We start from the raw sequence: 12,421 nt of genomic DNA on the forward strand, positions 1-12,421 counted from the left end.
AATCTGGAATAAATAATCACTTCTATTTACTCAATTTCATTGAAACTTCATAATTGAAACAATTTTGTTGCCCTACAGAAATTTATAAAAACGTTATAATTTCTAGCGATATTACTGTAATTTCCGGGTTTTGTATTTACTGGAGTTTTATAATGTTATATTGGAAAGATGACGCTGGTTTACCGAATTTCTATAAAGGCTGGAATGTCTTTATAGGTGAAAAACAAAACGACACAGCTACTAAGCTTGATGAATCACTTCAAAAAGTACTTGAGTGGTTGAAAGAGTACATGTCTGTAGATACAGTGACTTTCCTACTACCTGTTACAGATCAACAGAATCTGGATGTATTCGCCACTATTGGACTTGAGGAAGAGATAGCACAACATATCCGTATTCCTATTGGGCATGGTATAGCTGGTCGCATTGCCGCAAGTATGAAGCCAATGATATTAAATAACTTGTCGCAGGTAGAAATAGTAAGCCCAATTCTGCGCCAAAAGGATTTGAAATCACTCGTTGGCATACCAATACCGCTTAAACAAGGTGTGGTAGGAGTACTGCACGTTGGTACTCTTAAGCCTCATCAATTTACCGAGCGTGATGTTGAACAGCTACAACTAGCTGCACATCGTATCAGCACAATAATAGATACAGAGGTTTTAAATGTTGAGCAGAGCGATTGTAATAGCGAAATTGAGCGCTTTAATAGCGTAAGTCAAGTCTTGACATTAAATATTTCTACCTTGAAAAAGCAAGTATTGAAATTAACGGCTGCTTCACTAAACTGGATAAATTCAGCTAGGCAGCAAGACAAGAAATACAATCTTCCTAGATTTCAGATGATAGTTTGACATCTCTTACGCTTTTATCTGAATATAAATTGTAAGATACTTGGGCTACAATAGCCGACTTGAAATTTGTTGCCAAAACTTTATTGGTATTGAATTTCTGAGTTCGGCTAGCCGATTTATTACCCTTTATGCACGATTAACAACAGCCTGCTAAATTGGAGATAAAGTCGAAGAAAGGAAACTGTAAATGTCAGCACAATTGTTACTGGTAGATGATGAACCGGGGCTGCGTGAAGCAGTAAAAGATTATTTACAGGAAAGCGGTTTCAACGTTCAGGTTGCCAGTAACGCTCGTGAAGGCTGGGAGTTGATGCAACAAAGTACACCTGATTTGGTAATCTCTGACATTATGATGCCTCAGGTAGATGGCTATCAATTTCTCAAGCAACTACGTGAAGATCCCCGCTTTCAAGCCTTACCTGTGATATTTTTAACCGCAAAAGGCATGACGACTGATCGCATCCAAGGTTATCAAGCTGGTGTAGATGCTTATCTGCCTAAGCCTTTCGATCCTGATGAGTTAGTGGCAATAGTCGAAAATTTGCTAGCACGACGGACAAGCAAAACTCTAACTACAACTGAAGAAGGGGAGACGCCTGACATTGCCGATTTGGCTAATCAAATCGCCCAAATCAAAGCACTGTTGACTCAAAGAAATGCGATCGCCCAATCTCCACCACCATTTACAATCGACTTGACTCCCCGTGAGCAAAGTGTTTTAAATTTGGTAGCAGAAGGCTTAATGAACAAAGAAATTGCTCGTCGCTTAGAAACCAGCGTCCGCAATGTTGAAAAATATGTCAGCCGTTTGTTTAGTAAAACTGGCACGAATAGCCGAACCGAGTTAGTTCGTTTTGCTCTTGAACATGGTTTGGCTAAGTGAAGTACAAGGGCGATGAACGCTGAAAATTTTATCATTTACCTTGGTTGTGTGATCCAAAGTTAGATTACACAAAGATATCATGTCCGCTTGAGGACTTATATTATCCGTTGGGTTCGGTAATTGATGGTGGGTAATTGGTAATCATTGGTTATTTTTTCACCATGCCCGATGCCCAATGCTCAAGCTTTATATCATGAGCAATCAGCCCGACATGATTATGATGAGTTCTTTTGCCAACTCTATTGTCTAATCAGCATAATCCAGAAGTCAGAATTCTAAACTTGGGATTATGAACTCTGTAATTTTGCGAGTGGTATCGAGTGTGATACCAATTTGAAAAATGATTGTGACATATAGATTGACAGAATCTATACGCAGATAAACTTTTCCGATTCAAAATCCAAAATGGTATGAATATCTAGATATTTATCAAGAGTGCTGGTTCTAGTAATACCCTGAAAATATAATATCAAGATTTAAAACCTGCCAGAAAGCAAGTTTCAAACACATTAGTAGGCACCCAGTCTGTATCCGTAGTGCAAAGGGTGAAGGCTACTGTAAAAGCAATAGTGTCTCTCCCTAGACGCCCAGAAAGAACCTTTTCGTAGAGTAAAATTTTACTGAAGCTTGTAACTATGGGGTTGGGTTACACGAGCAGACTCATCAAAATAATAAATCAACTGATGGGAAACTCAAAAAAGTCACCATTCCCTGCCCAATACAAGACATACCATTACTGGTAATTACAGCTCACAAAACTAAGCATTTTCGGTAGAGTTACGTAAACGCATTAATTGACGTCGCATTTGTGGCGATGCTTTCAGTTCTGAAATTTCCTGAGCCTTCACAGAAGCTTGCAAAGTCTCTAGAAATTCGTCAGACCCTTCAGTAAGTAAAGCATCTAATAACACCTGCAAAAGTTGATCGCGATCGCCTAATAAACTTTTTTCCTCAATCAACCGAAATTTGAGATGGATTTCACATTCATAAACGCCTACTTCAATATTATTTATTTGGCGTGGTAATACTTTAGAGTTCATAGTTTTTAGGATTCCTTTATTTTTTGGTGATAGAGGTGAGGGACTATATCTAGGCGCAAAAATTCTTTATATTTTTTTGAAATCCAAAATATTGGAATCAATCTTTTTCTTTCCTTAAACTAAATTTGCATTTCATTTTGCTTCTCCTGCTATTGTTTCTATCTCGACTCTTAATGTCAAGACTCAGATTTTGCAGCAAATACTGTGGTTGAACCAAGCCATAACTATTATTCAGTTTTTGAGATTGTATACAATAAAGTTTCTGTAAGAACTTGTTGTGGCTTTTTAAAGGTTTTTACATCAACTTTATCTCTACGTCAATAACAGTTTGGGATTTTACTGATTTAGTCGTGGTTATACGTAAGTAGAAACCCGGATTTTATTTTACATAATGAAAGCCTGTGGTTGTTAGGGAAAAATTTACGTAAAATCACTAGATGTACGATTTTTCTTGTTGATGAATACGTACAAGTTATTAATAGGGAAACTCTTCATCGGTAACAATTTTTCTTTTGACAGACAATATAAACTTAGTTCCAATTATTCCAGCCAAGTATACTGTTTTAAAATGCCTTTGGCTGGACATGTACGAAAAACTTGACAGTGATGCATACTAAGGGGTTCCTCCTCGCTAAATAATTTTCTTCGTTCCTAAAAAATAAAAACAATATAACCAAATCAATACAATCACTAAGGACTTTAACTGTCCTCATTGATTAACTTAGGCGCTAATCCTATGAAAAAGCAGAGAGTAGACAAATTTTGAGCTATACCACGTCAAGATGTAACTACCCAACGCTAGAGTCCAAACTCCTACTAAATCATTAGACAGATGAGGGTTTCCATTCGTAAGATCACTGATCTTCTACTAATTGTCTGTCCTTTAGCGCAGTAAACCTTCACCTCCAGTAGCCTTCTCCAAGTAGGTGAATCTTTTACCTATAACAGGCATGCATTTTTGATTAAAGGGTTGTGGCGGCCATCTTAGCTAAAGATTCAAGGGGATTCAACTGTGAGTAGGGGATAGGGGATTGGAACAATGATTAATATCCTAATTACCTTTCCCCGTTCCCCCTGCCCCTTCGCCCCTAATCCCCACGACCGACAGGGAGTGGGGGCCAGTGAGTTCCCCAGAGGGAACCCCACCTTCCCCATTCCCCCTTCCCCGCTATTCACCGTTCCCCAATCAAGATTAAGATAGAACTATCCCTATCCTCGAAAAGGCTAAAAACCTGATAGGTATTTGCTGATCGTGGCATCTTCGATAAATTGCTTGTATTCTAGTCAAACGAGAACTGTTATTACCTGAATCTGACACCGTTATGGACGATAACCCAATGCTGCTTAAGTCCACAACCCGGCATATCCGTATTTTTGCGGCAGAAATTGACCGGGATGGCGAACTAGTTCCCAGCAATCAGGTCTTAACGTTGGATGTTGACCCAGACAACGAATTTACCTGGAATGAAGATGCTCTGCAAAAGGTTTATCGCAAGTTTGATGAACTGGTAGAAGCATCTAGTGGTGCAGACCTGACTGATTACAATTTACGCCGCATCGGGTCAGACCTAGAGCATTTTTTGCGATCGCTCCTGCATAAAGGCGAAATCAGTTACAATCTCTCTTCTCGCGTCAATAATTACAGCATGGGACTTCCCCAAGTTGCACCTGACGATCAAGATAGTTACGGGTTAATGAAGTCATGAGTGAAGAGTTAAGAGTTATGAATTATAAAATTTTTACTCCTAACTCGTGTTCAGGCAAAGCATTAGGGTATATATCTTGGCATTAAACCACTGATAAATTGTCACCCAATGCTTTACCGCTACTTTCTCAGACAACTGGCTGCTTGGCTATTGCCGCAGCCTCTTGTTATTTTACTGTTCATGCTCTTGTTTCCAATTCAAGCAGCAGAACTAGTTGGACGTGCTGTCTTGAGTGCGGATACATTTGCTGCTGGTTCAACAACAGCTCAATTTAAAAAGACAAATCGCACGACTCCTTTTGTTCATACTCAACCCGTACAGGGTTTTTCCGCTGTTGTTAAAGGGCCAAAAGCAGGCACTTATCTAGTTATTTCAGATAATGGTTTTGGCAGTAAGGCCAATTCGCCTGATTATAGATTACGTATTTATGCGATCAAACCTGATTTTACTACAGGTAAAGTTTTTCCTGTGAATCTACAAACCGGAGAAAGACTGCCTTGGTTTAATCGTCAAAGCTTTTTGGAACTAAATGATAAAAATCGTAAAGTTAACTTTCCTATTGTTGCAGAAAAATCATTTTATCCAGGTAGCACTATCTCTGTTAGCCAAGAAATCACAACAAATCGTTTATTAACAGGGGGAGATTTTGATATAGAGTCCTTCCGCCGCTTGAGTGATGGTAGCTACTGGTTGGGAGACGAATTTGGCCCCTTTTTACTGCATGTAGGACAAAATGGCGAACTGCTAGATCCTCCTATCCCTTTACCCAACTTTTTAGGTATTGGTAAGTTAAATTTTGTAAAATCTCCTGATCACCCAGATTTGATCAATTTACCTGATGAACAAGCAAGAATTACCGCAGCAAACCTGGCTGGTTCTAGAGGTTTTGAAGGCTTAGCGCTTAATAGTAGTGGAACCAAACTTTATGCTTTGTTAGAAGGATCTTTAAAGGATGACTCTTTAAAACAGCGCCTGTTAATTCATGAATTTGACTTAGGTACCGAGCAATACACAGGTCAAATTTTCTTTTATCAGCTAGAACATAGAAGCCATGCAATTGGTGAACTTACAGCCATTAATGATCATGAATATCTTGTGATAGAACGTGATCAAAAGCAAGGAGACCCTAACAATTCTGCTTTTAAATCTCCTGCTCAATTCAAGCGTATTTATAAAATTAATCTTAAACAAATTGATGCTCAGGGTTTTGTTAAGAAAGAATTAGTAGTGGATTTATTAAATATCTCAGATCCTAATCGCATAGGAGGCAATAGCACCAAAGCAGGCATCTTCACCTTTCCATTCGTGACTATAGAGAGTGTATTACCTGTTGATAAAACAACCCTACTTGTAATCAACGATAATAACTATGCTGATACTTTTGGTCGCACTCCTAGACAAGCTGACAATAGCGAATTTATTCTTCTTCGCTTAGAAAAACCTTTAAGTTTATTTAATGTTGAATAGTCATTAACTATTAATTTGCAAATTAAAATTAAGATTTTTAATGAGATTGTAATCTCATTGTTATATTAGTTTATTTATAAACTTCATTTGTGCAGAAACTAAAAAATCAATAATTTATTGGTATATAACCAATCACTGCCATCCAACCAAATTTCCTTCTTCATCAACTTGCGGTTGTCCTAAAATTTCTTCGGCATTTTTAAAGATGATGTAAAGCTGTTTTTCTCTTTCAGCCTACTCTACAACAATACATGTTGCCACTTGCATGTGAACATCTATAAGAGCAGGAGCATCTACAGCAACTTAATGTGGATTTATCTTCTATGGTTTTGTGATTCTTCAGAAATTACATCGCCCGGGTTAGCAGTGCGATGAATTTTTTTTTCATTATGATCTTTAACTACACTTTAACTGAGTAAATATGTTAAATTTGCTTTTAATGTAGTAGGCAGAAGTAATAAACTTAATATTTTGGCTATAGCAAATTGCTAACAGCGAGTAAAGACTAGCTATTAGCTATGTTCTTTCAGTTTGTTTATTGATGCCGAACTACCTATAAACTAAAAGAAAGACTAGTATCATCTCCTCTTTCTTATGGGGTAATTAGTCTCAGCCAGTAGTTGTAGTTGTGAAGGCGTTATATTTGGATGACAAGTAGTCAGTTTATTCGCTCCGGTGAGGGAGCAGCCTACAAAGTAACCGTGGGGTGGAGTAATTACATTGTTGTTAGGGCGACCTTCGTACTTGACTTTATCCATCAAAAACTTAAATTATGATTGTTTCGATTGTTCCAAAGTCTGGATATATCAATTTAAAAAAATTTGAGCGGTCTAGATACCGCCGCCAATACTATTAAAGAAATTGCCAATCGCTGACCGGTGGGAAAACTATGGAAAATGATGCGGCTAACCTGTATTGCCCAAACGAACTTTGTCAGGCTCCCAACCCGATAACCCACAAATTCTGCCAGCGATGCTCTACATCTTTACCCAAACGCTTCCTCTGGGCGGCTGTGGCAGATGGTCTGAATTTGGGTAATCCTGGAGAGATATTAGCCACTCGCTATCTAGTTATAGATAAATATATTCTTTTAGATACTAAGCCTGGTTATTTACCCCAAACGCCAGATCCAGAAAAATTACAATCAATCAGACCTTATTTAAGATTAATTCCCTACCGCTTACATGTACCACAGGTATATGGTGTAGTTTCTTTATCAAATGGTAGTCAAGGGCAAGACATATTACTTTTAGAAAAACCGCCGCTAAAAATAATATATGACGCAACTTCGTTCAAGGTACAGCTATGTAATGAGTTAACGACTGCGTGGCGTGAAGCTACATCAATGCGACAACTTAATTGGTTGTGGCAGATAGCACAATTGTGGCAACCTCTGGCTAGTGAAGGTGTGGCGTCAAGCTTACTGACTCCCCAACTATTAAGGGTAGAAGGCTCCTTAGTCCGGCTACTGGAATTGCGTTATGAAGAGGATTCTGTAGCGGGTTTGGCCCATTTAGGAGAGTTTTGGCAACAGCTGGTAAGCACAGCCAAACCAGCGATCGCAGAATTTGTCAAAGAAATTTGTTATGCCTTGATCAAAGGAGAAATCCACACAGCCGAGCAACTAGTGAAAGTATTAGATAAAGGACTCTCAACACTAGGACGTTCTCAATCTCCTGCCATCACCATTGCCACAGTCAGTGACACAGGCCCAAGTCGTCAACGCAACGAAGATGCCTGCTATCCACCCAGTGGTAGCATTATCAGCAAACCACCCCACTCCAGCGCTTTGACAATTGTTTGCGATGGCATCGGCGGACACGAAGGTGGTAATGTTGCCTCAAATCTGGCGATTGAAACTATTCAACAGCAGGTACAAGAGCTAACTAAAGTTCCTTACGACCACATTGATCCAAATTCCCTACTAGAAGATTTACAACGAGCAGCAGCTGTTGCTAACGACAAAATCAGCCAGCGCAACGACAGCGAGAGTCGCCAAGGACGCCAGCGGATGGGAACAACCTTGGTCATGGCTTTGCCTGTTGCTCATGAAATGTATATTGCTCATGTTGGTGATAGTCGTGCCTACTGGATTACGCGCCACGGTTGCTATCAAGTAACCCTTGATGATGATGTCGCTTCGCGTGAAGTCCGGTTGGGCTATGCTATTTATCGAGATGCCATTCAACAGGGTGCTTCTGGTTCCTTGGTGCAAGCTTTAGGAATGAGTCCTAGCACCTCATTACATCCTTCAGCAGAACGCTTTATTCTCGACGAAGATTGTATTTTCTTGCTCTGTTCTGATGGATTGAGTGACTTTGATCGTGTAGAACAGCATTGGGAAACAGAAATTTTACCGTTAATTTACGGTAAAACTGATGCAATGAGTGTGGTAGAGAAGTTACTAGAAATTGCTAACACCCAAAATGGACATGACAATGTCACTATTGCCCTAGTACACTACCAATTTAAGTACTCAGAACCACAGACAAAACCACAATTAGTTTTGTCTGACATATCTGATCTGGCAACTGGTAGCAGTGTTTACCCAGCCAAAACCCTACTACCAAGAACAGAAGGCGGTTATCATCAAAAAACTCAAGTCATCCCAGATACCCAGCCAAGTAAGCGACCGACTTTTGTCCCACTACAGTTGATTATCCTTGTAGGATTAGTGCTAGGTGCTGGTTTATTAGGAACTTTTTGGATGCTCAATGGCGGAATCTTCGGTAAGAAACAAAATGCTCCTGGGATTCCGACAATTAATAATACTCCCTCTGTGAAACTCGAGCCATCTGTTGTACCTTATACGGCAAGCGATCGCCTTGATGTAATTCAGACAGCAACTGATATACAATTGTTGACAAATACATCACCTCCACAACAAGCGATCGCACCCGCTGGTAGTGTATTTAAAATTCATAATAGTCAAGTAATAACAGCAGAACCGACAAATTTAAATGCTTTAGTCTATCTGCGAGTGTGTTCAAACTCATCCAAGCCAATACTATCTCCTATAGAAAGGAGACCTGTGGTGAAAGCTGGTGAAGTATACACACTACAATTGTCAGAATATCAAAAATTATCACAGGCACAGAATATCTCTACACCCTCGCCGGAAGTTATAGATCAATGTCAGGCACAGCCTAACCGTACACCTGCGTCTTCAAATCAACGAGAATCAGGCTCGAAACAGACTAAACCCCGTCGTAACACTGAATAGTCAAAAACTCGATAAACTAGTAGAAACCTGAAATAATACAGGTAAAAGCTAAAAGAAAAAATTCAACAAAAGGCAATTATTTTTGTTGTCTTTTGTGGCTGGTTATCGAAAATTTTTGATTTTGATGTTTGTATGTAATGAATCCATCCCTGAACTTGGCGGTTAAGCGTCTCGTCAATGCTGGCCCTGACCATTTCGCTATTTGTGTGTTTGAAGCTCCCTACCCCGGCGCTCGTGATATTCACGATTGTGTCTGGTCAGCGGAGTTAACTCAAGCTTGGCGAAAGTGGCAGGAGATGTTTGCTCCTGACAGTTGTATCGATATTTCCCCCACAGCCATACCCGCAACATCAAATCCACTTCCAAATGAGTTGCTTTCACCAACTTCTGGTCAGATGAGTTACACTAGTCGTTTGATGCAATATTTGGGAATTAGCCTGTGGCGTTGGTTGTTCGATGGGCCAATCTTGGGCAGTCTGGAATACAGTAGTGGTATTGCCGCTGGTCAAAATACACGTTTGCGCTTTCGACTAGAAATTCGTGACCCAAATTTAACTGCTTTGCCGTGGGAAATTATGCAGCGCGAAGTTGGTCAATCGGCAATGTCACTGTCTCAAAACATTCTATTTAGTCGTACTACTAATGAGGTTGAACCGCTACCACTGCGTTTGCGACCTGATCAATCATTAAATATTCTGCTAGTTCTGGGAGAGGATGAAAATAATCTCCAACTGGATAGGGAAGCTGATATTTTAGAGCAAACTCTTTCTAATGGCTCTATAGTGGGAAGTCATACCCAAGGATATGCACCTTGTACAGTAAAGAAACTAGTGCAACCAACCCCACAGCAGTTGATCCAAGAACTAGAAACCAGAAATTACAACATTTTATTCTATGGAGGTCATGGTTCCCGAGGTCCCGATGGTGGGTATTTGCATTTGCGTCCTGGGATGCGTCTCAATGGTATGGAATTAGCACAAGTTCTCAGCCATACGGGAGTGAAATTAGCAGTTTTAAATGCCTGTTGGGGAGCGCAACCTGCTACTGTTAACGGTCAGGCAATACCTTGCAGCAGTTTGATCGAGGTGCTGATTCGCAATGGCGTTCCTGCTGCTTTAGGAATGCGTGACCAAATTGCTGACGAGGAAAGTTTGACTTTTATTCATACCTTTGTCCAAGCTTTGCGAAGACGACTGCCAATCGACCATGCTGTAGCAGAAGCAAGACAACATCTATTGGCAGTTTATAGATTTAACCAACTGCCTTGGACATTACCTGTTCTCTATCTACATCCACAATTTGATGGCGAACTGATTCGGAGTTACGAAGAGGGTAATACAGAATTACCAGAAACTTCCATACCAGGTATGGCTTCCCTGCTGCCTATGGCTTGCTTGCGATCAGCTGGGATCACTTATAAACTCAAAACCGCCGGAGTTACTCGCATCGGCCGTACTACAGATAATGACATTGTAATTCCACAACCCTCTGTTTCTCGACGCCAAGCTGAAATCTTGTGTCGGAATACTTTCACAGGCGCTACTCCAGTGCGGACATATTACCTAAGAGAAAACTCTACCTACGGTACAACTTGGATTTCTAGCTCTACTAATAATGATTGGCAACAAATCCACCACCAGGAAGTTCTGCTTGAACCAGGAATGCAGTTAAAGTTTGGTAGTAGAAATAGTCATCCTTGGGAGTTTATGATTGAGAGTTCCTAAACTGAGGAGTCATAAAGGCAGAAGAGAAAACAGCAGATTATCCGATTTTAGATTTTGGATTTTGGATTTTGGATTTGGGATTGGTGAGACATGGGTGGCAGTTTAGGTTCGCCACAGAGAGTGCCTTTCTACTTTTGGAATCTGGAGACTTGTACTATCAAGTAATTATCAGTCAGTTTCTTTGTAGCCAAATTTACCATTTTGGACAACTTACATCTTGGAAGTAATTGTCCACAATCAGGCAAAGAAAATCCTTACAACTTCTTATTTTCTCTAGCTCCTAGCCTTTTGACTCCAGTGTTTTGTTTCTATTTTCCAATCTCAGCAAAAAACTTACAGAAAACCCAGCAAAATTAAACTTTGTGTGCGGAAATTAGTTGCAAGCTGGTGTAGCTGTAAATACCACAAAATAATTAATCAGGAGACGACAAAATGAACAAACAAATCAACGGTTTAGAAAAACTCCAAACAATCCCCTCTCAAATCGAACTAGAATTTTTAGAAGCACTACTGCAACCAGAGGATGGCACTTATCCTTGGAATCCAGCTGATGAGCAATCAGAAGAATATTTTCACCACTTGGAAGAGCAGTTTTTGCTGCAAGATGTTTTAGAAGAAGAACTCACAACACGCTCTGAAGATTTTTACAATCATCTAGAAGCGCTATGGACTTCTCATGCTGTACCCTACAATCATACTACAGACAGTAACATAGTAGTTCAACTTCAAGAAACTTTACAAAGTTGTCTGACTACAGGCGTACCAAAACAATGGTTAAAGGCGATCGCTCAAAAAGCTGCTGATATTTGTACTACCCAACAATTAATGGCAGATAAATTAGTGGAATGTGTTCAGTCTGTATTACCGAACTGGGGAACCGAAGATTTATTGGTTTTAGCCCGTCCTTACGCTTATGCTATGCGGAGTAGCGAATCACAAAAGACCGCAGAAACCGTTCTTAACCAAATTGATGAACACGAATGGACAGATCTATCTGATATCGAACAAGCTAAAGTTAGTATGGCGATCGCTTACTATGCTTTGCAAAAACTCAACAGCTTTCAGGGGGAAGCTTAAAAAAAACCCATTTTCTTGTAGTCTGCTTGAATTCTTTTACTTGCAAGTAGCCTCATATTTGCATGGCGCTCGTCTTGCAAACTTTGTGGAATGTTCTATTTTTCTCTTTCAAGATTATAGAGCTTTCATCGTATCCGAAAGTTACCAAGTTGCAAGACCAGCGTCATCTACCTAAAGAGGGAAAAAATTATGGATGTTCTCAATGACGTAGAGTCTGGAATATATAAAATTTTAGGGGCACACAGTTGTGTGCCCTTATTTACAATCAATTAACTAAAGAATTCCTATTTAATTTTTGAAAAAAACACAGTACATTCCCCGTTGCCTATTTATATTGTTAATAGAATTTAAAACAATTCTTGATACAAATCTTCCCCCTTGTCCCCCTTGTCCTCCTTGTCTTCCTTGTCTTCCTTGTCCTCAGATGTAGTGAACTTAATAGTGAAA

General features: G+C 39.8%; 8 protein-coding genes. 7 read left to right on the top strand and 1 reads right to left on the bottom strand.

The window, feature by feature from the left end:
* Positions 1 to 53: 53 nt before the first annotated feature.
* Both UYI_RS0130000 and UYI_RS0130005 read left to right on the top strand, forming a co-directional pair.
* Complete coding sequence (locus UYI_RS0130000) at positions 54 to 854, top strand: GAF domain-containing protein (protein WP_373278997.1); 801 nt, start codon at positions 54 to 56, stop codon at positions 852 to 854.
* A 187-nt stretch (positions 855 to 1,041) separates the two neighbouring features.
* A complete protein-coding gene (locus tag UYI_RS0130005) occupies positions 1,042 to 1,737 on the top strand; it encodes a response regulator transcription factor (protein WP_016870383.1) in 696 nt (231 codons plus the stop codon).
* 758 nt (positions 1,738 to 2,495) lie between these two features.
* On the opposite strand, the gene UYI_RS0130010 is transcribed toward UYI_RS0130005, so the two are convergent.
* Positions 2,496 to 2,777 (bottom strand): Npun_R1517 family heterocyst differentiation transcriptional regulator, encoded by a 282-nt coding sequence (locus UYI_RS0130010; protein ID WP_009458549.1) that lies wholly within the window; start codon positions 2,775 to 2,777, stop codon positions 2,496 to 2,498.
* Positions 2,778 to 4,099: 1,322 nt separating this feature from the next.
* Between UYI_RS0130010 and ndhM the strand changes: the two genes are divergently transcribed.
* From ndhM to UYI_RS0130035, 5 genes are all read left to right on the top strand, one after another.
* Positions 4,100 to 4,483: an NAD(P)H-quinone oxidoreductase subunit M gene (gene ndhM, locus UYI_RS0130015; protein WP_016870384.1), complete on the top strand. Its 384-nt coding sequence runs from the start codon at positions 4,100 to 4,102 to the stop codon at positions 4,481 to 4,483.
* Between the two features lie 108 nt (positions 4,484 to 4,591).
* Complete coding sequence (locus UYI_RS0130020) at positions 4,592 to 5,950, top strand: esterase-like activity of phytase family protein (RefSeq protein ID WP_016870385.1); 1,359 nt, start codon at positions 4,592 to 4,594, stop codon at positions 5,948 to 5,950.
* An 889-nt stretch (positions 5,951 to 6,839) separates the two neighbouring features.
* The gene (locus tag UYI_RS0130025; protein WP_016870386.1) at positions 6,840 to 9,173 is read left to right on the top strand and encodes a protein phosphatase 2C domain-containing protein; all 2,334 of its coding nucleotides are present in this window, start codon (positions 6,840 to 6,842) and stop codon (positions 9,171 to 9,173) included.
* Between the two features lie 137 nt (positions 9,174 to 9,310).
* Positions 9,311 to 10,897, top strand: a complete 1,587-nt coding sequence (locus UYI_RS0130030; RefSeq protein ID WP_016870387.1) for a CHAT domain-containing protein — start codon at positions 9,311 to 9,313, stop codon at positions 10,895 to 10,897.
* 432 nt (positions 10,898 to 11,329) lie between these two features.
* A complete protein-coding gene (locus UYI_RS0130035) occupies positions 11,330 to 11,974 on the top strand; it encodes a hypothetical protein (RefSeq protein ID WP_016870388.1) in 645 nt (214 codons plus the stop codon).
* Positions 11,975 to 12,421 lie beyond the last annotated feature (447 nt).

Origin of the sequence: Fischerella muscicola PCC 7414 (assembly GCF_000317205.1) — a bacterium.
GTDB classification, from domain to species: domain Bacteria; phylum Cyanobacteriota; class Cyanobacteriia; order Cyanobacteriales; family Nostocaceae; genus Fischerella; species Fischerella muscicola.